Here is a 23,554-nt window from a genome sequence, read left to right on the forward strand (position 1 = left end):
ATTGCTCCATAATTAGGGTGCTGAAATTGGGCTAAGGAAGGACATTATTTTTTGCCAGTTAAGGTGTTGTTCACACATATCCGCAAGGCGGATAATTTCTTGCTCTTGTTGCTGGTGATAATCGGCCACCGGGTGAGGATCGATGCCGCACCAGCGTAAAATATGACTAAGGGTTTGGGCGTTATCAAAAATACCGTGCAAATAGGTGCCTGCCACTTGGTTATCAAGGCTTACACTGCCATCAAAAGTGCCATCGCTTAACTGGCAAAAGGGACGCGCCGAGGCACTTGATGTCACCGTGCTAACGCCAGCGTGAATTTGATAGCCGGATACGGGAATGTCCTTTGCGCCATCGAGGCACAGTTTACCCTTATCATTGGTCAGTTGTTTGGTTTTGGTTAAGGTGGTTTCGATGGGTAAATAACCTAAACCTTGGCTTGATCCCGGGTGACTTTCCACGCCGTTTGGATCGTGGATCTCATCACCCAACATCTGATAGCCGCCACAGATCCCTAACACCTTTCCGCCATAACGTAGATGACGTTGAAGATCCGTTTTCCAGCCGGTTTGTGCGAGTAACTGAAGATCGGCACGTACATTTTTGCTACCCGGTAAAATAATGAGATCGCAGGGGGGCAAGGGCGTGTCTTGGGCAACAAAGATGAGATCAATCTGCGGGTGGGTACGTAACATATCAAAGTCAGTATGGTTGCTGATGCGGCTGAATATGGGGACGACCACCTTGATGTGTTTTTCCTGCCGGTTGACATTCTGCGTGGCGCAAATGGCATCTTCTGCGGCCAGTTGAAGGTTGTGCAAATAGGGCAGTACGCCTAAGACGGGTTTCCCCGTTTTGTTTTCCAGCCATTCGATGCCCGGGGTTAGCAAGGTAATATCGCCACGAAATTTGTTAATAACAAACCCCACCACACGCTCTTGCTCGGACTCAGATAACAATGCCAATGTTCCAACCAATTGGGCAAATACGCCGCCCCGATCAATATCTGCAACTAAGATCACCGGGCAATCCACGGCTTCGGCGAACCCCATGTTGGCAATATCTCTATCGCGCAGGTTAATTTCCGCCGGGCTGCCTGCGCCTTCTACGATAATGGCATCGAAGGACTGACTTAATCGCTGATAAGACTGTAAAACGGCCTCCATGGCCACCGACTTATACTGATGATAAGGAGTCGCATGCATGTTGCCGATGCTTTTGCCGTGGACGATAACCTGAGCGCCGGTATCACTGTTGGGCTTTAGTAAGATAGGGTTCATATCCGTGTGGGGCGGTATATGAGCGGCATAGGCTTGTACGGCCTGGGCGCGACCTATTTCCCCGCCGTCTTCAGTGACCGCACTGTTTAGTGCCATATTTTGTGGTTTAAACGGGGTAACACGTATTTTGCGGTGATAGAGGCATCGGCATAATGCAGCCACAAGCATGCTCTTTCCTGCATCAGAAGATGTCCCCTGAACCATCAGAGTCGAACACGAAGTTTTATGCGTCATCAATGGTATCCTCATGACCTTCTAGCCCTATATATCGAATAACGGGGAGGGCACTCGGGTGATCGTCAATGGTAATACGGGTAAGACTGGCATAGCCAATAGCAAGTTGCTGATAGAGGGCAGGCTGCGTCCAATTGATACCAAGCAGGTGGGCTAGAATTTGGCGAATAACACCGCCGTGACTAACCACCAACAGGTGCCTAGCATCGTGTTTGAGCATTTGCTGCCAACCGCTAAGCACACGGTGATGAAAGGCGTTCAAGGTTTCAGCTTGTGGCAAGGTGGCCTTGGCCGGTTGTTGCCAAAATGCCTCTAACTTTGGCCATTGTGAGCGTAAAGCGTCAAAAGGCACGCCGTCAACGTCGCCAAAATCACATTCTTGCAATGAAGATAAGGTGGTTATCGGCGCACTCACCTGCTGGCTGATGGCCTGGGCACCTGATAAACAGCGTGTCAGTGGTGAGCTGATAATTTTATCCACCGTGCGCAAGGCCGCCAGATGAGACAGCATTTGGCTGTGTCCTGTTGGGCTTAGCGGCACATCGGTTCGCCCGTATAACGCCGGTTTCCCCTGAACGCTGCCATGGCGAAGTAAGTCAATGATTCGGCTCATAAGGACGAGGATGCCTTGAGCGTTAAGGGTAGACCTGCGGCCACAAAGGTCACCTTGTGGGCAATTGCGCCTATGGCCTGATTCAGCCAACCGGCCTGATCCACAAACTGACGGCTTATTTCTCCCATGGGAATGATGCCTAATCCCACCTCATTGGCCACCAGTATTGTGGTGCCTTTACGGGCGCTAAGCACGTCTGTTAATTGGGTAAATATATCTTCAAATTGCTGTTCGGGTTGCTTAAACAGCAGGTTATTTAGCCACAATGTTAAACAGTCCACCAAGATGAGATCCTGATCCGGAATATCAGCAATGGCTTGGGGTAATGTGTAAGGGGCTTCAACTAACTTCCAGTGGCAAGGGCGATCTTGCTGATGGCGTTGTATGCGCTTTTCCATCTGGGTATCAGTCACCGTGGCGGTGGCGATGTAGTAGATATCCTGATCCCCAGATTGCGCCAACTCGGTAACGGTTTGTTGGGCAAACCGTGATTTGCCGGAACGGGCACCACCAATAATAAAATGGATCATGATGTTGGCCCCAAATAAGCAATGAAAAGAAAATAAATTAACAGTTCCTGAAGTTGCTGGGCTGCGCCCAGGGTGTCGCCGGTAAACCCTTGAATATGTTTGTGCATCCGTTGTTTAAGTATCAGGCGCAACGCGGCTGAGCCAATGACAATCATCAGGCCAAGTTGCCAGGGTAAGATCACTAACATCAGGGCACCGCTAGCGAGCATGAACACGAGGGTCGCGGTGTTAAATGGCTGGCTAAAGGGCATGCTTTTACTGGCTTTGCCACTTGTCGTATCCACGGCGTAGGGAAGATCCTGAATATGACTGAGGGCCATTGCCCGAGATAAAGGATAGGCCAAGCATAAAGCCGGTACTAGATAGGCCTGCTGGGCTAGCAGGGTCAGTAAAAGCCATTTTCCCACTAAGGCGCCGGTAAGAGCACAGACGCCATAGGTGCCTAAACGACTGTCTTTCATAATTACTAGCTTATGCTGGCTATCTTGGCCGCCACCAAAGGCATCGGCAGTATCAGCAAGGCCGTCTTCGTGAAAGGCGCCGGTGAGCAATACACTCAATGCCATGATAATAAAGACCCCAATGGCAGGCTCAAAAACCGACGACAATACACTATAGGCTGCACATAATATCAGCGCCAGTAGCCAGCCAACCCAAGGAAACAAACTGCCTGCTTCATGCATGCGTTCGTCAGTGTAGGTTACAAAGCGTCCTACGGGCAGGCGGGTGAAAAAGCTCACTGCCAATAAAAAGCGTGATACAAGGTGATAAAGGGCGTCTTTAATTGGCTGAATCATTACAGAACCACGCGGGCGCTTTCAAAGGTGGCCATGTGGTTGTAAAACGCCGTTGCCGCAGTCAATAGTGGAAACGCGACTGCAGCGCCTGTGCCTTCACCTAAACGTAAACCAATATCCAGTAGGGGAGTGGCATTTAACTGCTGTAATATTAGTTTGTGGCCGTGTTCTGCCGACTGATGACAGAAGATCATATAATCCCGCACTGCCGGGCATATTTTTGTGGCCAACAAGGCGGCAGCACTGACAATAAAGCCATCCACTAAAATGAGTTTTCTGGCTTTGGCGGTAGCCAGCATTGCACCGGCAATTTGGCCAACGTCAAACCCGCCGGCTTGCTGTAGGGCAAGAGCCGGTGGTAAGGGCAACGACTGACAATGGTTTTCTATCCGGGCAAGGGCTTTTTGCAGCAAGGCATACTTTAACGCTAGCTGTTTAGCATTAATCCCTGTGCCGGTGCCCACCAATTTGTTGACCGGTTGTCCGGTCAGTGTACTAACAAGGGCAGACGCCATACTGGTGTTGCCAATTCCCATTTCACCAAAGCCAATAACATCCGCGCCGGTATCGATTTGTTGCTGTGCTATCTGGGCACCGTACAAAAGGGCATCTTCACTTTGTTGTGGGGTCATGGCCGGTGCCACGGAAATATCCTCGCTACCCGGACCAAGACGTTTATTGATATAAGCCGGGTGAGCCCTTTCGATGGGCGTGAGTATGCCTGTATCCACCACTTTAAGATGAATGTGGTTTGCCTGACAAAAGCAATTGATAGCCGCACCACCGGCAAGAAAATTTTCTACCATTTGTCGTGTTACCGCTTGTGGGGCAATGCTGATATTGTGTCTGGCAATCCCATGATCGGCGGCAAAAACAATGAGTGTGGGATTGCGTAGGGTGAGGGGGTGAATATCACCTTGCCATTGGCTAAGCGCGATTTGTTTTGCCAGCGCTTCTAACTGCCCCAATGCGCCCACTGGTTTAGTTTTGTTATCGATATGGTTTTGAATGGTCGCAACAGCCTCAAGGTCAAGGCCAGAAATAGACCAGTAATCTGGATTAAATAACGACATACTTTTCACCTGTCAGGGTTGACGCTGGCGCATGGCAAGCAAGAAAAATACACTGCCAATGGCAGAGGTAATAATGCCGATGGGGATCTCTCTCCCATCAAAGGCGGCGCGGGCAAATACATCCACCCAAACCATAAAACAACCGCCTAACAATGCACTGCCTAAAAACAGAATACGACTGGTTACCCCCAACCAGTGACGAATAATATGGGGGATCATCAAGCCGACAAAACCAATACCGCCGCAATAGGCAACAATGGCGGCAGTGAGTACCGCGCATATCAATAAACTTAGCACCCGCATACGGGTCACGTTTACGCCCAAGGTTTTGGCATTGTCGTCACCTAGCAGTAAGGCATCTAATTGGGGGCCATACAGGTATAGGATGAAAATACTTACAAGTACAATGACGAACATGACACCGGCATACCAGGCTTCGACACGGGCAAGGCTACCCATTAACCAAAATACCACCTGATTTGCGGCAAAGGGATCGCCAACAAAAAGGAAAAACTGACTTAAGGCACTTAACATAAAAGACACGGCTACGCCGGCTAGCAGCATATGCTCCATGCGCCGGCCAAAGGTGGTATGGGACAGTAATTGCACCAGTAGTACCGCGAAAATGGCCCCAATCAGTGCAGAGCCTGGTAGTGCCATATTATAAAACGCCGTGGGTAATCCCCAACTTAGGCCTAACTGGCTATTAAAAAACAAGGTGGCGACGCTGGCACCGAGACCGGCGCCGGCAACAACGCCGAACAAGTAAGGATCGGCCAGCCCATTGCGGGTGACATTTTGTAACGTGGCACCGGCCACTGACAAGCCTGCGCCCACAAGAAAGCCGACAATGATGCGGGGTAAGCGAATATCCCACAAAATGGCGCTGTCGATGGGATCGCTACACTGGGCAACCACACAATGGTATAAGGTGTCATTGGTGAGACTGGCAGCACCAAAAAAGACCGAACACAGGGGCGCACAGACAGACAGAACAATTAATAACATCCACTTCTTGTTCATGCTTGCTCACCGTTTTGTTGATCTGGGTATTCGCCCATCGGGGGAATAAACTCAATACGAATAGCCCGCTCTTGCGCTGATGCGTGCACTTGGCAGGGTAATTTAAAGGTGGCGCTAAGCAGGTTGGGACGAAATACCTCACGGGGACTGCCGTGGGCTAAACAAGCGCCGTGATCTAACAAGGTGACGTGATCGCAATACGCCGCCGCCAGATTAAGATCATGCAAACTGACAATAACGGTTTTATTTTGCTTGGTGCACAGTTGATGGAGCAAATGCAGGATCTGGTGTTGATAATACACATCCAGGTGATTCACGGGCTCATCAAGAATGAGCAGGGGGGCGCCCTGCACCAAGGCGCGGGCAATCAGGCATCGTTGCTGTTCACCCCCAGAGAGTGCACTGAAGTGCTGATGGCTTTTATCCGCTAACCCCACATCTTTGAGCGCTTGATTCACCCGTGCTTTGTCGGCATCGGTATAACGGGATAAAAGGCTTTTGTGGGGAAGCAGCCCCATGGTAACCACTTGTTGTGTGGTGAGGGCAAAAACCGTATCGTTTACCTGATTGACCACCGCAATTTGTTGGGCGAGTTGTTGTGGCGAATACTCTGTTAGCTTGCGCCCTTGCCAGCGGATCTCGCCATCACCGAATTGCTGACCGGAAATACACTTTAATAAGCTGGTTTTACCGGCACCATTGGGGCCCAATACGCCGTAGAACTTTCCCACAGGAAAGTGAATAGAAATATCGCGCAAAATAGCGACATGATTGATTTTCAGGCTTATGGCGTTAACGGCCAGTCCGGTTGACATGGTATGGATACCGCACTCATTCTTTATGAGGCGGGGAAACAACAGAGCAACGGGCTCTGGTTAAAGAAGGTATACCTTTTTGCATCGCAATTTAGCAGGGGTACACGTTCTTCGTGTTTTCCCGCACGAAGTTAAAAGTTCTGTGTGATGCGGCTGGTGTCTGACTCTTGCCCAATAGCGACGTGCGTTGGCAAATACAGTTGCGGGTACAGTTCTGGATTGACACCAGATTCCCATTTAATTCGTCATTTTTTCAATGTCCGAAACCCCATCACAGTGGCGGCGAGTCTATCAATTTTTTTTCACTGTGACATTGTATTTTTTGGTCTTACCGATTTTTCCCCTCGCCGCCCGTTATTTTGCTGCAGAAACACTACGGCTGTGTTTCCGACTCGGGAAAATCTGCCAGTAATTGTCTGATAAGTTCATTGAGGCTATTTTGCACGGTAATGGCGTCACGGGAGGATAATTTGGCGCTGCCTGCGGCACTGTAAATAAAGGTATTGCCGGTGACCACATCAATTTGCAATGCTTGATAGTCCGTGACCTGTTCACCCACAGGAATGCTAAAAATACTGCCTAATGAAATGCCGCCGGAACGGCCAAATACGCCAGTTCCCAGTCCTAGATTTAAGCGCGTACTGTTTTCTTTGCTGGAGGTGGAAGGCTGAAATCCCACTTGCATGTCGGCAATATCCTGCGCCGCTAACACATAGCCTTTTTGCTGCAAGATGTCGGCGATGGCGATAATAAGCTGATTTTCGATTTGTGGATTTATACTGTTAAGGGGTGGGTGCACATAAAAAGTATGAAGCTGAGCAAAATCTTGCTTGGGATCTATTTCGATTTGTGTGTTGTGACTGGCACAGCCGCTGATAATAAACAGCGTGATGAGGCCAATAAGTACATAGCGGATACTCTGCTGACACTTAAAAACTGGTGTTAATCTATTCATTTTATGGCTTCACTTATTCAAATCGCGTTTTGTTTAAAAGGAAATTTGCCCATATAGGATCGCTTTTTTGTGAATTATTTTACCTTGTCCGGTATGACCCTATTTGTGTATTTCGTTGATGCAGCGCAAAGCTGATCTCATCTTGCCTCGTTATACTTTCTTCTAACTCATCTGATCTCGTGCCCAACGTAGTAGTTCATTTTGCTGTCAGCAATTGTGCAACGACCTGTCAGATTTTCACCGAATTTAAGGATATTCACCGTGAAAAAGACGCCCTATATTATACTTGCTCTGCTAATTGTGGTTATTGTCCTCACCTATTTCAATTTTTTCCAAACGTCAGACACTCAAGATGTGGCATCAAGCAATGGTCGTATCGAAGCGATTGAAATTGGAATTGCTGCCAAAGTGGCAGGTCGGGTGGAAGCCATTTATGTGTCTGAGGGAGAACAGGTAACGGCAGGCACCAAGGTTGCCAAACTGGATACTACCACAATTGAAGGGCAGTTAGCGCAAGCTAAGGCTCAGTTGCAGCAGGCACAAAGCGCGGTGGCGGCGGCCAATATGGCAGTGGCCCAACGAGAAAGTGAAAAGGTGGCGTTGGAAGCCGCATTACTGCAAAGCGAAGCGGAATTAAATGCGGCACAGGCCCATGCAAGGCGCACCAACGAATTATCAAAAACCGGGGCCGTGTCGCGTCAGTTGGCTGAGGACAACGAAACCAATGTGGAAAGTGCGAAAGCGGCGGTGAATGCAGCCGCGGCTCGGTTATCCGCTGCCGATGCCACTATCGAAGCGGCTAAAGCGCAATATTTATCTTCACAAGCGGCAGTGGCGGCGGCGGAGGCGGCCATCGCCCAGATTAATTCTGAGATGCAAGACATGGTGCTTATAGCGCCTCGTGACGGACGCATTCAGTATCGGGTTGTGGAGCCCGGCGAAGTGGTGGCCGCGGGAGGACGCGTGCTGAGTCTGGTTGATTTAACCAATGTCTATATGACCTTCTTTTTACCGGCAACCCAGGCCGGGAGGCTGGCAATCGGTTCTGAGGCACGTATTGTGCTGGATGCCGTGCCGGATATCGCCATTCCGGCTCATATTTCTTATGTGGCGGATGTTGCCCAGTTTACGCCCCGTTCTGTGGAGACCCAAAGTGAGCGGGAAAAGCTGATGTTTCGGGTAAAGGCGCAAATTCCACAGGCGTTATTGACCAAATACATCGAGAAAGTGAAAACAGGGTTACCCGGCGTGGTCTGGGTGAAATTGGATGACAATGCCCAATGGCCTGACGACGTGCCAGAGCGAGTAGCTCAATGACCGACAGGGTAATTTGCCGCGGACTGACGGTTCGCTACAAAAAAAACGTTGCCCTTAGCGATGTGAGTTTGCGCATTGTAGAAGGGAAAACCGTGGGCTTTATCGGACCTGACGGTGTTGGAAAGTCGACGCTTTTGTCCTTGATCGCCGGAGAGCGGGCGCTGCAGGATGGTGAGTTGGAGGTGCTCGGCGGTGATATGCGTCAAGCTAAACATCGTCGACAGATTTGTACTGATATCGCCTACATGCCCCAAGGGTTGGGAAAAAATCTTTACCCCACGTTGTCGGTGGAGGAAAACTTACAGTTTTTTGCCAAGCTTTTTGGTCATGGCGCCAAAGAGCGGCGTCAACGTATTGATACCCTTACCCGGCGTACCGGTTTATATCCCTTTTTATCACGGCCAGCGGGTAAGTTGTCGGGAGGGATGAAACAAAAATTGGGGCTTTGCTGTGCCCTTATTCACGATCCCAAGTTGCTGATCTTAGATGAACCCACCACTGGGGTTGATCCCCTGGCTCGCAGTCAGTTTTGGCGGCTTATTGCGGATATTCGCCGGGGCCAGCCAAACATTACGGTATTGGTGGCCACCGCGTATATGGATGAGGCGGAGCAGTTTGAGCATCTTTTCGCCATGAACGATGGCAAGATCCTGGCAACGGGGTCACCACAGGAGTTAATGACACAAACCCATACAGACAATTTGGAAGCTGCCTTTATTGCCTTGTTGCCCCAGAGGATACAAGAGCAGCACGGCAAGGTGGCTATTATCCCCATCGCAGCAGAGGATTCACTACCCATCGCCATAGAGGCAAAAGGGCTGACCATGAAGTTTGGTGACTTTACCGCCGTGGATAATGTCAGCTTTACCATTCGCAAAGGGGAAATCTTTGGCTTTTTAGGCTCAAACGGCTGCGGTAAGTCTACCACCATGAAAATGCTCACCGGATTATTGCCACAAACCGAAGGGGAGGTCTGGCTATTAGGGAAAGCGTTAGATCCTACGGATATTGCTACCCGTTACCGAGTGGGCTACATGTCGCAGAGTTTTTCCTTATACAACGAACTAACGGTGTTACAAAATCTGGTGTTGCATGCCCGTTTGTTCAATGTGCCAACCCAGGAACGGGCCGCCCGAGTAGAGGAAATGCTGACGCGGTTTGCGTTAACTGAACACCAAGATGCCTTACCCGCTTCGTTACCCCTTGGCCTGCGGCAACGCTTATCTTTAGCTGTGGCCATGGTACATAAGCCGGAAGTGCTGATCCTCGATGAACCTACCTCTGGCGTGGATCCGGTGGCGCGGGATAACTTTTGGCGCTTATTGATTGCGCTGGCCCGCAATGACGGCGTAACTATCTTTATTTCCACCCATTTTATGAATGAAGCGGCACGCTGTGATCGTATTTCACTTATGCATGCGGGCAAAGTCCTGGTAACTGATTCGCCGGCGCGGATCATCGCCAAACGACAAACTTCCACCCTGGAAGAGGCATTTATCGCCTATTTGGAAGATGCGCAACCTGAGGATGACAACGAGGTAAATGCGCAACTTGGGACAACAGAGGCCATGGCCATATCAGAACAACGCCACGATAAGGCTGGGATGTCTGCCCACCAAGGGTTTTCCTGGCGACGTTTACTCAGTTATGGGATCCGGGAAAGTTTAGAGTTGATGCGGGATCCCATCAGGCTGACCATGGCGTTTCTTGGCAGTATGGTGCTGATGGTGGTGATTGGCTATGGCATCACCATGGATGTGGAAGACTTACAGTACGCGGTGTTTGATAGAGATAAATCCGCTATCAGTGAAAATTATGTCAATAGTTTGGCCGGCTCCCGGTATTTTGTGACACAACCGGCCATCACCAGCTACGCCGAAATGGATAAACGGATGAGAAGTGGAGAGTTGTCTCTTGCCATTGAAATTCCTCCTGATTTTGGGCAAAAGCTGCATAAAGGGGAAGACGTTGAAATTGCCGCCTGGATTGATGGTTCCATGCCTTCCCGGGCCGAAACCATCGAAGGCTATGTGGAAGGGATCCATGTGACCTGGCTATTAGAACAAGCCGCTCAAGCCAGTACCGTCAGCAGTACCTCCTATATCGATGTGCAATCCCGTTACCTGTATAACCCGGATATTCGCAGTTTAGTGGCCATCGCGCCTGCGGTGATCCCCATGTTACTTCTAATGATTCCGGCGTTGCTTACCTCGCTGGCCGTGGTTAGAGAAAAGGAAATGGGCTCTATTATTAATTTGTATGTGACGCCGGTACGCAAAATTGAGTTTTTAGTGGGTAAACAACTGCCCTATATCGCGACTTCTTTTGTCAGCTTTATTTTACTGATTGTGATGGCAGTGGCGCTGTTTGATGTGCCGTTGAAAGGCGACCTGCTCGCCCTTGGGATCATCGGCTTATTGTTTGTGACCTTTTCCACCAGCTTTGGTTTGTTTGCCTCGGTTTTTACCAATAGCCAAATTGCCGCCATTTTGCTGACTACCATAGGCACCATGGTTCCGGCGGTACAATTTGCCGGCATGATCACACCGGTTTCCGCCCTTGAAGGGGCGGGGAAACTCATTGGTGAACTGCATCCTGTGAGTTATTTCTTATTGGCTTGTCGCGGCATTTTCAGTAAAGGACTGGGCTTTGAAACCTTGGATTTTACTGTGTATGCCATTGCCGCTTCCATCCCCATAACCATAGGGTTAACTGTGGTCATGTTAAGAAAACAGGAGCGCTAAGCGATGCGATTATCCAATGTGGTGCACCTGTCGGTTAAAGAGTTGTGGAGTCTGTGGCGAGACCCGATAATGCTGGTTCTTATCGCTTATGTGTTCAGTGTGAATATTTACACCGCCGCCACCGCAGTGCCTGAATCCCTTCACAATGCGCCCATTGCTTTTGTGGATCATGATCATTCCCAGTTGTCTAAACGTGTTATCGACGCCTTTATGCCGCCTTATTTTTTAACGCCTAAGGTGATTAGCGATCAAGAGGTCAATGAGGTTTTAGATACCGGGACTTACACCTTTGTGGTTACCATTCCCCCTGATTTTGAAAAATGGGTGATGAAAGGGAGCGTGCCCGACGTCCAAGTGAATGTGGATGCCACACGGATCAGTCAGGCTTTCACCGGTAACGGTTATATAACCGAAATTCTCAATGAAGAGGTGGCGGCCTTTGTTGCAGGTTATAAGACGGATACCACGTATCCGGTGGATCTTGTTATGCGCGCTCGCTTTAATCCGGCGTTAGAGAGTTTTTGGTTTGGCTCGGTGATGGAATTGATTAATTCAGTGACCTTAATTGCCATTATTTTATCCGGTGCCGCCCTTATCCGGGAAAAAGAGCGAGGCACGGTGGAACACCTGTTGGCCATGCCCGTGTCAAATGGCGATATTATGTTGTCAAAAATCATCGCGACTATTCTGGTGGTGTGGTGTGCCACCTTGATGTCGGTATACGGTATTATCGAGTATGCCCTTGGGGTACCGATTAATGGGGATGTTTCTCTGTTTATGTTGGCGGTGATATTACAATTGTTTGCAGTGAGCAGTATGGGGATTTTCATGGCCACCATTGCCCGTTCCATGCCGCAATTTGGCTTGTTACTGATCTTAGTGCTTTTGCCGTTACAACTACTCAGTGGCGGTATCACGCCTCGGGAAAGCATGCCGGAATTCATTCAATATATAATGTTGCTTGCGCCCAATACCCATTTTGTAATGGCATCCCAAGGGATCCTCTATCGTGCCGCAGACATTACGATTATTTATCCCCAGTTACTGGCGCTGATGGTTATCGGTGGGGTTTTCTACGTTATTGCCTTGCGCCGCTTTAAAAGTACAGTGGGAAGTGTATAAAGAGAACGGCTTCACCCTGTTTTTATACAGGGTGAAAAACCGTTTTACATTAGGGCGATGGGTGAGTGGCTAATTTCGCCGCCAACTGACGACGAACGGCATACACGTTGGTCATTTTCTTGCCTCTGTGGGCCTGAACTTCATCGGCGGTAAACAAGGTGTGGTTTTTCACCTTTACAATGTCCGTGGCAATATAATTTAGGACATTGGCTAATTCACCGTCGGTCAAAGGTGAATTTGCCGCGCCAGGCACACTGATCCAGTACTGACGACCTTCTGGCATATGCATAAAGTCGTTGCCGTATTCGTGAAAATTCGGCGTTTGCGGTGCCATACCGGTGCCATTAGCTTGATGACAGCCCTGACATTGCAGCATGTAATCCGTTTGCGCTTTCGTTAAGCCAGCTGCGGTTGCCGCAGGGGGGCACACCATAAGCGCTATCCCTACCGTGCTTAAACATAATAATGAATAAAGTGACATCGTAGATCTCCGGACAACGGTTAGGGCGTGGCCAGTGCGTTTCTTAATTCATGACTGCTTTGCCATTGGCTATTGGCAATCTTCTCGCGGATCAGCGAGACGTCTTTGGCAGAAATGTCAGTGCCTTGTGGTGCCGGCGGCGAGGCGATTTCATTAAGGACATAGGTTAACACCGAGGCGATTTCGTTATCCGTTAGCGAACTGCCAAAAGCCTGCATATAGCCGTTGTAGGCGGCGCCTTGAGACTCTATAGGCCCATTTAATCCCTGTAAAACCACGCTGATTAAATAGTCTTTTCCTCCCTCCTTTGCATATACCGCTGGCAGCTTTGTTAGGGGAGGGAAGGCACCGGGAATACCGGTGCCCGTTGCCAGATGGCAAGCCGAGCAGGTTGCAAAGATCTGTTGTCCGGTCCGTTCTTCGGCCCGAACAAAATGAGAAAAGACAAGCATGCTGGCAACTGCGCAAAACCCAGTTGCCCGTAAAGTTCGTCGTTTATCCATCCACTGCTACTCCAAGTACAACGCCGGTGGAACAGGTGTAAACGCTACTTGAGGTGCCCAAACACCAGTTAATATCGTTATTCGACTGAGGGCGATAGACGGGTTTGTCGTTTTCATTTCGGTTACATAAGCAGCGACCACAGCTCGTTTTACCGCAGCAGTCATTGTAGGAAATGATGTAATCTTTGCCATCCGCAGGGTTGCGGCAGGTACCGATCCAGGTAATGGGCGACATTTCTGTTCCTGGCGGACAGGAGGATGCCGTTCCACCACAACAGGAGCATAAAAAGCCATCAATGGCACAGTAGCGCCAGTAATCACAGCTTGTAGGATCCCCCGGATCACCGTCTAAACTGGATACTTGCTTGCCCACACCGGGATATCCGCCGGTGGCTTCCGATGCTCTTGCTACCGGTAGAAGGGGAACGGCGGCGGCGCCGATCATGAGCTTCGACAAGCTGGTTAGTACATGTCTTCGAGAGGTGTTTTGCGCCACCTTGCGGGAGCCGCGCTCCATCAATTTATCTAGAAATTTCATGGTTTTTCTCCTTAGGCAAAGTTTTTCTGCATGTATTCTTGCAAGCTGGCATAGCCGGTTTCTTTTACGTTAAACAAGCTTTCGATATGTTCTCGTGAATTCACAATGCCCATGGCCTGTAAGGTTCCGTTCTCGTCAATCAGTACCGCATAAGGCAGTTTTGCCACACCAAAGGCTTTGCCCACCAATTCGCTGTTTACCACATTGGCTTTTTCCAGTTTCTGACGCTTAATAAAACTGTCTATTTCTTCTGATGCGCCGTCGGTAGCAAACACCAGATCCACCCAGGATTGCTCTTCCCGTGAAATGGATTTCGCAATGGGAATAAGGGATTTACACATGGGACAGGTAGGAGAGACAAAAAACAGAAGCTGGCATTTGCCGGATTCCGGTTTACCGCCTATATGCATTTTTTGTTTATTCATCAGGTTGATGGCATCGATGGAGGGGGCCCCATCGCCGACTTTTAGCTGCTTATTAATGGACAGGGCACCGGCAGGCGCAACGCGCTCGTAAAGCACGCCAATTTGACGTACCAGTGCAAAGACAATAATGGCCAACACTACAAGTGCGATCCATAAAATGATGTTTGAAGCGATGAGTAAATTAGTCATGTCGAAACCTCAAGTTTTTCAATAAAGCCTGGTTTTCCAGCAAGCTGTCGATGCTGCTGTATGTAATAAAAAGAATCAGTGAAAAGACGATACCCGTGATCCATACCGCCAAGGTGTCCCCATAGGATGCCGATGAGGCGTAGAACAGTGCCACCAGTGCTATGAGGATCGTATTGCGAACGAACAATTTGGCCGGGGCAACACCGGCTTCGGTGTTATTGAGTGAACAGCCGCAGTCATTCAATGATTTTTGGGTTAGTGCCGCATAGCCTAAAAATACCCCGTATGTGGCGAACAGCATGACCAACAAGGCCGTCGTTATCACCGGTGTGGCAATGGCAAAGGTGATAAGGGCGGCGATGACAATGCCTAGCTCAATAAAAGGGACAAATTTGGCGAAAGTTAGGGCCAACGGTGCGGGTAACAATTCATAGGCCACCAGCGCTTGTCGAAAACGGCCGGGGTTTTTCAGCTTGTGTACGCTACTGGCCAATATCAGCGATAGGAAAAAGCCAAATAACCCAATTTGTAATACCTGTAGAAAGACCGTCAACATAGCTTATTTCCCCTGATGTAAAACGATGGGCATGGTGGCATCGCCAACAGAGATAAAGCGTTGATATTCACCGTCGGTGTTGTAGATATCCAGTCCCATTTCTGTGTTGGTTACCACTAACAAAGGGGTCTTGGAACGGGTAACTTCAATGGAAAACGCATTTTTCTTTAACGCAATCCGCTGAACCCGTTTTTTCCTTTGGGTGTCAAAAACCCAGACTTCTTCGCCGCCAAACTTGTGACTGCCGTTGTAGCCATCTTTATGCATGATCACATAGAGCTTGTTTACGCCATCGGAGGTGACCAGTTGCCAACCGCCCGGACGCCAGTTCTGCGCGGCTTCTTCTTCACTGACGAGTGACCAAGGCGGCAGAATTTCGGGTTTATTGTTGGATAAATCAACGGGCTGAACGCGGCTTTTGTATGACAGGAAATAGGCCGTAGTACCAATAAAAGCCGGTTTATCAAACAGGGGGTCGTCTTCGACGCTGAAAAACGATGGGATATCGTAGCGGGTGGTTTCCTGACCGTTATCATCAAACGCGACGGCTTTCATGCCCCCATTGCCGCACAAGGAGGCAAAGCCTTTTGTGCCTGCCGGATAGATCAGGTTACAGCCTGCAATGGGCAATTCACTGAGTAAGGCCCCAGTGTCGGTATCCATCACAATCACCGATGCGGCGGGAGTAAACGCTAAAATCAGCAAATACTTGTCGTTGTCTACCAGCTTTAGCATGTGTTTGCTGGCCACAATCTGGGCGCGATTGTTTTTCGGTAAAATGACTTCTTTTACCCGTTTAAGGGTTGTTTTATCGTAAATCGAAATGACATCTGTACGCGTACCACTGGTACCGCGCGAGAAAAACGTCTCGGCCACATACAGACGGGGCTTAACCGTTGAGGCCACAAAGTTAGCCATCATTGAGGCATCGACAAAACCTTTGAACTCCTGAGTGTCTGCTGCTACATCGATGATGGCGACCTTGCCGGCGATCATGGAATTGAAATTAACATCGTGGGCAAAGATCCACGAATCAGGATAGGTGGCAGGCAGTGTTGCCACCGAGGGTATAGGTTCTGGCTTTAGCTCTGCAACGACAGGCAGGGCACAGCAAGCGAATAATAGGGCAGTGAACCCATTGAGCAGTATTTTGCGCATATCTGATTATTCCTGAATAAGTGACTTGAATGTATGGCATTTAAAAAACGCCACTCCGTTTGTTTAAAACCATGAATATTTGAAGGAAACGCCCCACCATCGGGGTTTGCCGTAATATTGTTCCGTCATGCCGAAGACATCAGTGCTCGACAAGTCAAAGGCTTGGACGATGTATTCTTCGTCTGTGAGATTGTCTACAAAGGCGCTGATTTGCCAGGTATCGTCACCGGAGGTATAGGTGATAGAGGCGTTATAGAGGGTGTAGGCCTCTTGCTGAAGTGTTTCGGCATCGGACAGTGCAAACCTCACGTCATCGCGAAAGACAAAATCCCCTTGAAAAGCCAGGTAACCTGACGCCACTGGCAGGCTGTAACGAACAAGGCCGTTATAGTTCCATTTGGGGGATTGCACGGGCACGGTTTTTGAGCCATCGGCCAAGGTGGCTTCGGCATCGTTGTAGGCTGCCCCAAGTAAGAGATCCCAGTTATCACCGATTTGCCCTTGATACTCCACTTCAAAACCTTGGGAGGTGGCTTCCGGTGAATTGATGGTAATGGTATCCAGACCAATGATGTTGAAGATCTGGTAATTGTCATAATCGTAATAATAGACGGCGGCGTTTAGGCGGCCATAGTCGCCCACATCGCTTTTGATACCAAATTCGTAGGCGTCTAAATGCTCCGGATCGTAACTGAGCGTGGCATCGTCATAATCATTTGGCAGTGTTAACGGGAAAATAGGGGCATTGTAGCCGCCACCTTTCACCCCTCGATTCCAACTTAAATAGGTCAGTATCTCTTCGGTGGGATACCAGTTTAGTTGTAAGCGTCCGGCGACCTCTGTGTCTTTTCGACTTGCCGAATATTGACCGAGTTCTGCTTGCAGTACGATGTTGTCGCTATCAGCGAAACCGGGTTGAGATGCCGGATCAAGAAATTCCACCGCGTTGACGGAAAAATCGAATTCTTTTTCGTCCTGGATAAGACGTAGCCCACCGATAAGGGTGAGATCGTCGCTTAATGGATATTCTATCTGAGCAAATACCGAAGTGGAGGTGAGTTTGGATGAATACGGATTGTATAAGCCGCCTTCGCTACCGGTTACTGTGGTACCGCCGCCGCCAATGAAAGGCTCGGTAATGGCGCCGTTGGAATCATCAATATCCAGGTCGAGGTAATAGGCACCCGTTACCCAAAGCAAATCACCGGCATTGCCTTCTAAGCGGATTTCTTGAGAAATCTGTCTGGCATCGGTGGTGAGGAAAAAATTGAAAAACGAAACAGGGGAGGCATCACTGTCTTCGATATAGGTACGTTGTACGTTGGAAATATCAGAGATCGAGACCAGTTTTAAATCGTCAGTAATGTGCCAATTCAGTGTGGCTGTGGCGCCGTTGGTTTTAAGTTTATTAAAGCCAGGATCATCATAATCTCCGGCATAAACGTCACCGTCGTTATCAATATATTCTAACACCGGGTTCATTTCGTCAGGGGTAAGTTCACCCGCTCGGATAGCGCTTACGTTTTCGAAAAATCCCGTATCGATATCCTGCTCACCGTAGCGAAAATTTAACAAGGCTTCGAAGTCGCTGCTTGGCGCATACAAAAACTGTAACCGCGCGGTTTTGTCGTTGGCATTGTTAAGGTTATCACCGGTATAGCGGTTTGTGATGTAACCATCCGCTTTATTGATATTAACGGATACGCGAGTGGAGAGTGTGTCGGTTAAGCCAATACCATAAGCCCCTTCAAATTTACGTTGATTGTAATCACCGATGGTGACCTTGGCGTAGGCGTCCAACTCTTGGGATGGTTTTCTTGAAATATAGTGGACCAGACCGCCGGTGGCATTTCGGCCAAACAGGGTGCCTTGTGGGCCACGCAAAATTTCCACACGCTCTACGTCAAATAAACTGAATCCAGCACCGGACATTTGACTGATATAGACTTCGTCCACATAGAGGGCCACGGGGCTTTCTACGTTGGTGGTGAAATCGGAATTGGTGACGCCTCGTATCCCCACCGAGTAATTGGCTTCGCCGTTAGGTTGGACGGTTTGAACGCCCGGTGCCATGGCGGTAACCTGCTGGGCGTTATCAAATCCCAAGGCTTCCAATTGATCGCCGGATAAAGCCGTAATGGCAATACCTACGTCCTGGACACTTTGTTCACGTTTTTGTGCCACAACACTTATTTCTTCAAATACTTGCTGAGCGAAGGCGGTGTGTCCACAGCTTAGTCCTAAACTAAGTGCGAGTGCTATTTTGCATTTCCTCATTTTTTTCCCTCTGTTCCAAGTTGTGATTTTTTTTGTGCCCTGTTAGGGATTCAGCAACTATTAGGCCAAATTAGTACAAGTGAACTATATTGGTTTACAGAGAGGATGTTACTGAGGAGGGTTTGACGTATAATCAACCCGGTTAAATAAATCGAAAAGGATCTCAACATTGCCTGCAAACGCGCCTGACCGGCAGAAAAAAAATTTGCCCAAAAGAGGGCCATATAAATCCGGATTAGAACGTCAAAAACAAATCGTAGAAGCGGCCAGAATATTGCTCATTGATGAGGGATATCACAATTTTTCCATTCGTAAGGTTGCCAAGAAAGTCGGCATTTCTCCGGGTAATCTACAGCATCATTTTGCTACCCGTGATGAGCTGGTGTCAGCCATGATTGATCATGTCATAGGTAAGTACTTACTTTTGATTGAGGATATTAAAAATAAAGCACCTTCACCTAAAGCCTGTTTATTTGAAGTGATTGAGTTTGTGACGCGGGATTTGCAGACCCGAGACACGACGGTCTTTTTTCCGGAGATTTGGTCATTGTCAAATCATGACCAATACATTGATGGTTTGATGCAAAAAATGTACGAAGTCTATCGTCGGACCTATCAGGATATTGCGTTGCAAATCAATCCGGATTTAAGTGAAGAGCAGGGTAGGCTAATTGCTTTGTTTATTTCTTCAACCATTGAAGGTCATACCATGTTTATCGGTTATAAAAAATCTTATAACCAGATGTGTGAAGGAGTCATAAAAATGATTTGTAGTATGGCTTTACAATTGATTGAAAGTGGTGAAATACCCACCGAAAAGACGAATAATTAAGCACTAAAATGGTACGAGTGTACTAGGTTGCACTAAATTTGCGCACACCAAAAGGGTGCGTTGATGTTATTTTAGTTTTTTGTCATTTAACAATAAACGTATAAAGTAACCCTAACAGCTGTGATAACATCACATTACTACCCGTGTTTTACAGGCTAGCCGCTGTATTGATTGCAAATTTACTCATAACCATAAAATAAGAAAAGGATCTGTCATGAAGGCTCTTACTTTTGCAACACGCCGTGGATTGTGTGCGGCAGCGACAATCTTTGCCAGTGTGCTGTCACCGGCTTTTGGCAGCGACAGCAATGTACTCTCCTACGAGGATACGTTTAATCTGGAGTTTGTGGCGAATCCCCAGTTTATTGATGATGATACGGTAATTTATCGTCGTCAAAGCATGGATATCATGACGGATGGACGTCATAGTCAACTTTGGCAGATTAATGTAAAGACCGGTGAGCATCGTCCATTTATTGCTCAACAAGCCAGTGTGAGCAATGTGACGCTTTCCCCCAACGGTAAAATGTTGGCCTATACCCAAACCGTTGATGGGCGTAGCCAGTTATTTGTTTACTACCTTGATTCCCGCCAGTCCGCTCAGCTGACAAATATTGATGAGAGACCGGACCATATTACCTGGTCCCATGATGGCAAAACCTTAGCCTTTACAGCCTTTACTGAACACAAGCAAGCGCCTTTATTTACTGATATGCCGGCAAAACCTAAAGGGGCAAAATGGGCGCCAACAGCAAAGTATATTGATGCTGTGGAATATCGTAGCGATGGGGCCGGTTATATACGGGAAGGTTATGAGCAGATTTATATTTTGCCGGTGGAAGGGGGAACCCCGCGGCAATTAACCAAAGGTAAATTTCCCAACGGTGGACATCTGAGTTTCAGTGCTGATGATCAATGGATTTATTTCTCCTCCCCCCATAGTGAAGATTACGCACTTAATCCGCTAGCTGCGGACATTTACAAGGTCGACGTGGATTCCGGTGAAATGGTACAAGTGACCGATATGGCAGGCCCTGAAAGCCGTCCCACGTTAAGCCCAAATGGAAAGTATCTGGCGTTTAGCCAACTCAATGATCGCCATTTATCGTATCAAAATAGTGATATTGTGGTGATGAGCCTCGCCTCCGGCAAAATGACCCGGCTTACTACCTCACTAAACCGGGCAATCGGTAAGTTTGTTTGGCAGGGCAACAGCAAAGGTTTGGTGTTTTCCTATTTGAATAAAGGGGAAAACAAGCTGGCTAAGGTGGATCTCGATGGCGATGTGGAAAAATTAACTATTACGTTAGGGGGACAGTCTTTTGGGCGGCCCTACACCTCCGGGGATTTTGCCGTTAGCGATGATGGCGATATTGTTTATACTTTGGCAAGTCGCACCATGCCGGGTGACTTGGCGCTGTATAAAAAGCGAGGTGATGACACACAGCTAACCCACCTTAATGATGATGCCTTGGGTTATAAAGAACTGGCAAAAGTAGAGGATCTCGCGGTCACCTCCAGTGTTGATAATCGAAGTATTGATGCCTGGCTTGCTTTGCCGCCTAATTTTGATGCCACTAAAAAATATCCGTTAATTCTTGAGATCCACGGTGGACCCCATGCGGCTTATGGCCCCCATTTTTCCATGGAAATTCAGCTGATGGCTGCCGCCGGTTATGTGGTGGTGTGGGCAAACCCAAGAGGTAGTGCGTCTTATGGTGAAGATTTTGGCAACCTGATCCATCACAATTACCCTTCAGAAGATTATAACGACCTGATGGATACGGTGGATACGGTTATTGCGAAAGGTTATGTGGATACGGATAATTTGTTTATAACCGGTGGTTCAGGCGGTGGTGTTTTAACTGCGTGGTCTGTGGGTAAAACAGACCGGTTTGCTGCCGCAGTGGTGGCCAAACCCGTGATTAACTGGGTAAGTTTTGCGCTAACGGCAGATGCGTATCCCTATTTTAGCCAGTACTGGATGGCCGACATGCCATGGAATATTGCTGAAAAACTGTGGAAAAGAAGTCCCCTTTCTTTGGTTGGCAACGTAACCACGCCCACCATGCTTCTGACCGGTGAATCTGACTATCGCACCCCAATAAGTGAGTCAGAGCAATTTTATCAAGCGTTAAAATTACAAGGTGTGGATGCTGCTTTGGTACGTGTTCCGGGGTCTTCTCACGGCATCGCCAGTCGCCCTTCAAGGCTTATTCAAAAAGTCGGGAATATTTTAGCCTGGTTTGAACGTTATAAAACACCGGTTGCCGACCAAGAATAAAGGTTCTGGTTGTATTTTCATTTTTGAGCAAAAAAACGGGCTCGCAAGTAGTCCGTTTTTTTATGCTTATTGTCTCAGCTTTAACCTTGTCTTAACCCCTACCTAAGTATGCTTGCTATTCATCAGTGCTGACATTTGTTCAGTAGATATAATATTTGCTCAGTTGTTCCTCTCACAACGTCCCAGGTCCGGATCGAAAGTAAGGAAATCCGAAAAATGAAGTGTTTCAGATATATTGGTAGTTTATTGATGATAGGCTCTTTGCTTGCTGGTTGCCAGCAAGAAGAAGCCGGAGCACCACCGGCAGGTTATGTTCCGACCGTCTCTTATATTACGGTGACGCCATCAGTTCATACAATGAATTCGACATTGCAGGGACGGGTTGTCGCCTCCCGAAGTGCCGAGGTGAGACCTCAGGTTTCGGGGATCGTAAAAAAACGTCTCTTCAACGAGGGAGATAGCGTAAAAGAAGGGCAAGTACTCTATCAACTTGACCCGACAACCTATGCATCGGCTTACAATGAAGCCAAGGCCGATCTTGCCAGCGCCAAAGCATTGGTTGAAACCGCGCGACTAAAAGACGAGCGCTATGCCTCTTTGCTGGAAATTGAAGGTGTTTCCCAACAAGATGCGGATGATGCACACGCCGATTATCTTCAAGCCGTGGCCGATATTGCCAAATATGAAGCCGCGCTTGAAACTGCAAAAATTAATCTTGAATTTACCAAAATCAAAGCACCTATTAGTGGGCGAATTGGTATTTCTTCGATAACAGAAGGTGCGTTGGTCACGGCGGAACAAGAGACCGCCCTTGCCACTATCCGTCAGTTAGATCCTATTTATGTGGATATGACAAAAAGCAGCAAAGCGCGGTTGCAATTACGCCAATTGTTAAGCAGCAAATCCATTCAAGAAGGAACCACAACCGTGTCTCTTGAACTGGAAGATGGCAGTGATTATGGGTATGAAGGGCAATTGAAAGTGCAGGAAGTCTCGGTGGACGCGTCTACCGGGGCGGTGACGCTACGAGCACAATTTCCCAACCCTGAAGGATTGTTATTGCCCGGCATGTTTGTGCGTACCTCGGTGGACGAAGGCGTAGACGAAAATGCCATCCTCGTGCCTCAGCAAGGTATTTATCATAGCAGTAATGGTGATGCTTATGCCTATGTGATTAGCGATGCCAATACCATAGAGAAACGGGTAGTAAAAACCATTAGTACCGTTGGGAACAAATGGTTGATCGCCAGTGGGTTGAGTGCTCAGGATAAACTACTGGTGGAAGGGAGTAGCAAAGTTAGACCGGACAGTCAGGTGAACCCCGTTGAGGTAGAAATGGATTCTTCAGGGGAAATGGTTGTTATCAATGATGACGTTGACAAGGTCAATGCTGACTCAACAGCCATGACAGGAGTGTAACGCATGCTGGCTCGCTTTTTTATTGATCGCCCCGTTTTTGCCTGGGTGATTTCTATCATTATTATGATTGCCGGTATTGGGGCGATTGCAACATTACCCATTGCCCAGTATCCGAGTATCGCGCCTCCTACAATTAAGATTAGCACCAGTTATACCGGGGCAGATGCCCAAACCGTGGAAAACAGTGTTACTCAAATATTGGAACAGCAACTTACCGGTTTAGATGGACTGCTTTACTTTTCTTCAAGTAGCACATCAGATGGCGACGCATCGGTAAATGTCACCTTTGAACAGGGAACCGATGCTGATTACGCCCAGGTACAGGTACAAAACAAAATTGATCAGGTAACTACCCGGTTACCAGAGTCGGTGCAAACAGAAGGTTTGGTGG

22 protein-coding genes and 1 riboswitch are annotated in these 23,554 nt (G+C 48.4%); of the genes, 7 read left to right on the top strand and 15 right to left on the bottom strand.

The window, feature by feature from the left end:
* Nucleotides 1-12 precede the first annotated feature (12 nt).
* The 8 genes from V5298_RS08260 to V5298_RS08295 all read right to left on the bottom strand — a co-directional run bounded on the left by V5298_RS08260 (nt 13) and on the right by V5298_RS08295 (nt 7,318).
* The gene (locus tag V5298_RS08260) at nt 13-1,512 is read right to left on the bottom strand and encodes a cobyric acid synthase (RefSeq protein ID WP_332930987.1); all 1,500 of its coding nucleotides are present in this window, start codon (nt 1,510-1,512) and stop codon (nt 13-15) included.
* A complete protein-coding gene (locus V5298_RS08265; protein WP_332930988.1) occupies nt 1,502-2,125 on the bottom strand; it encodes a histidine phosphatase family protein in 624 nt (207 codons plus the stop codon). The genes V5298_RS08260 and V5298_RS08265 overlap by 11 nt, the downstream gene beginning before the upstream one ends.
* Nucleotides 2,122-2,655 (bottom strand): bifunctional adenosylcobinamide kinase/adenosylcobinamide-phosphate guanylyltransferase, encoded by a 534-nt coding sequence (cobU, locus tag V5298_RS08270; protein ID WP_332930989.1) that lies wholly within the window; start codon nt 2,653-2,655, stop codon nt 2,122-2,124. The genes V5298_RS08265 and cobU overlap by 4 nt, the downstream gene beginning before the upstream one ends.
* Nucleotides 2,652-3,452, bottom strand: a complete 801-nt coding sequence (cobS, locus tag V5298_RS08275; RefSeq protein WP_332930990.1) for an adenosylcobinamide-GDP ribazoletransferase — start codon at nt 3,450-3,452, stop codon at nt 2,652-2,654. Before cobS ends, cobU begins: the two co-directional genes overlap by 4 nt.
* Complete coding sequence (gene cobT, locus V5298_RS08280; RefSeq protein WP_332930991.1) at nt 3,452-4,525, bottom strand: nicotinate-nucleotide--dimethylbenzimidazole phosphoribosyltransferase; 1,074 nt, start codon at nt 4,523-4,525, stop codon at nt 3,452-3,454. Before cobT ends, cobS begins: the two co-directional genes overlap by 1 nt.
* Nucleotides 4,526-4,537: 12 nt before the next feature.
* A complete protein-coding gene (locus tag V5298_RS08285) occupies nt 4,538-5,548 on the bottom strand; it encodes an iron ABC transporter permease (protein WP_332930992.1) in 1,011 nt (336 codons plus the stop codon).
* On the bottom strand, nt 5,545-6,363 hold the full coding sequence (locus tag V5298_RS08290) for an ABC transporter ATP-binding protein (protein ID WP_332930993.1): 819 nt from the start codon (nt 6,361-6,363) through the stop codon (nt 5,545-5,547). Before V5298_RS08290 ends, V5298_RS08285 begins: the two co-directional genes overlap by 4 nt.
* A 134-nt stretch (nt 6,364-6,497) precedes the next feature.
* Nucleotides 6,498-6,649: riboswitch (cobalamin riboswitch) on the bottom strand.
* Between the two features lie 87 nt (nt 6,650-6,736).
* Nucleotides 6,737-7,318, bottom strand: a complete 582-nt coding sequence (locus tag V5298_RS08295) for a DUF4136 domain-containing protein (protein ID WP_332930994.1) — start codon at nt 7,316-7,318, stop codon at nt 6,737-6,739.
* Between the two features lie 261 nt (nt 7,319-7,579).
* Between V5298_RS08295 and V5298_RS08300 the strand changes: the two genes are divergently transcribed.
* Genes V5298_RS08300 through V5298_RS08310 form a run of 3 tightly spaced genes read left to right on the top strand, consistent with a single transcriptional unit; the run spans nt 7,580 to nt 12,501 of the window.
* The gene (locus tag V5298_RS08300; RefSeq protein ID WP_332930995.1) at nt 7,580-8,635 is read left to right on the top strand and encodes an HlyD family secretion protein; all 1,056 of its coding nucleotides are present in this window, start codon (nt 7,580-7,582) and stop codon (nt 8,633-8,635) included.
* Entirely contained in the window at nt 8,632-11,379 is a 2,748-nt protein-coding gene (gene rbbA, locus V5298_RS08305; protein ID WP_332930996.1) for a ribosome-associated ATPase/putative transporter RbbA, read from the top strand. Before V5298_RS08300 ends, rbbA begins: the two co-directional genes overlap by 4 nt.
* 3 nt (nt 11,380-11,382) lie before the next feature.
* Nucleotides 11,383-12,501, top strand: coding sequence for an ABC transporter permease (locus V5298_RS08310; protein ID WP_332930997.1), 1,119 nt, complete (start codon nt 11,383-11,385; stop codon nt 12,499-12,501).
* Between the two features lie 49 nt (nt 12,502-12,550).
* Here the strand turns inward: V5298_RS08310 and V5298_RS08315 are convergent, their stop codons facing one another.
* The 7 genes from V5298_RS08315 to V5298_RS08345 form a co-directional block, all read right to left on the bottom strand.
* Nucleotides 12,551-12,934, bottom strand: a complete 384-nt coding sequence (locus V5298_RS08315; protein WP_332930998.1) for a c-type cytochrome — start codon at nt 12,932-12,934, stop codon at nt 12,551-12,553.
* Between the two features lie 68 nt (nt 12,935-13,002).
* Entirely contained in the window at nt 13,003-13,485 is a 483-nt protein-coding gene (locus tag V5298_RS08320; RefSeq protein ID WP_332930999.1) for a cytochrome c, read from the bottom strand.
* Nucleotides 13,478-14,023 (bottom strand): methylamine dehydrogenase light chain, encoded by a 546-nt coding sequence (locus V5298_RS08325; protein WP_332931000.1) that lies wholly within the window; start codon nt 14,021-14,023, stop codon nt 13,478-13,480. The genes V5298_RS08320 and V5298_RS08325 overlap by 8 nt, the downstream gene beginning before the upstream one ends.
* Before the next feature lie 11 nt (nt 14,024-14,034).
* Nucleotides 14,035-14,637: a methylamine dehydrogenase gene (locus V5298_RS08330; protein WP_332931001.1), complete on the bottom strand. Its 603-nt coding sequence runs from the start codon at nt 14,635-14,637 to the stop codon at nt 14,035-14,037.
* Nucleotides 14,630-15,193 (bottom strand): MauE/DoxX family redox-associated membrane protein, encoded by a 564-nt coding sequence (locus V5298_RS08335; RefSeq protein ID WP_332931002.1) that lies wholly within the window; start codon nt 15,191-15,193, stop codon nt 14,630-14,632. Before V5298_RS08335 ends, V5298_RS08330 begins: the two co-directional genes overlap by 8 nt.
* A 3-nt stretch (nt 15,194-15,196) precedes the next feature.
* Nucleotides 15,197-16,351: an amine dehydrogenase large subunit gene (locus V5298_RS08340; protein WP_332931003.1), complete on the bottom strand. Its 1,155-nt coding sequence runs from the start codon at nt 16,349-16,351 to the stop codon at nt 15,197-15,199.
* 63 nt (nt 16,352-16,414) lie between these two features.
* Nucleotides 16,415-18,628 (bottom strand): TonB-dependent receptor, encoded by a 2,214-nt coding sequence (locus V5298_RS08345; protein ID WP_332931004.1) that lies wholly within the window; start codon nt 18,626-18,628, stop codon nt 16,415-16,417.
* 169 nt (nt 18,629-18,797) lie between these two features.
* Here V5298_RS08345 and V5298_RS08350 point away from each other — a divergent pair, with 169 nt between their 5' ends.
* The 4 genes from V5298_RS08350 to V5298_RS08365 all read left to right on the top strand — a co-directional run.
* Entirely contained in the window at nt 18,798-19,460 is a 663-nt protein-coding gene (locus V5298_RS08350) for a TetR/AcrR family transcriptional regulator (RefSeq protein WP_332931005.1), read from the top strand.
* A 214-nt stretch (nt 19,461-19,674) separates the two neighbouring features.
* Nucleotides 19,675-21,744: a S9 family peptidase gene (locus V5298_RS08355; RefSeq protein ID WP_332931006.1), complete on the top strand. Its 2,070-nt coding sequence runs from the start codon at nt 19,675-19,677 to the stop codon at nt 21,742-21,744.
* 216 nt (nt 21,745-21,960) lie between these two features.
* The gene (locus V5298_RS08360) at nt 21,961-23,163 is read left to right on the top strand and encodes an efflux RND transporter periplasmic adaptor subunit (protein WP_332931007.1); all 1,203 of its coding nucleotides are present in this window, start codon (nt 21,961-21,963) and stop codon (nt 23,161-23,163) included.
* 3 nt (nt 23,164-23,166) lie between these two features.
* Nucleotides 23,167-23,554: efflux RND transporter permease subunit (locus V5298_RS08365; RefSeq protein ID WP_332931008.1), on the top strand; the 388-nt coding region annotated here is incomplete at its 3' end.

This window comes from Alteromonas sp. 14N.309.X.WAT.G.H12, from assembly GCF_036697315.1.
Classification (GTDB): Bacteria; Pseudomonadota; Gammaproteobacteria; order Enterobacterales; family Alteromonadaceae; genus Alteromonas.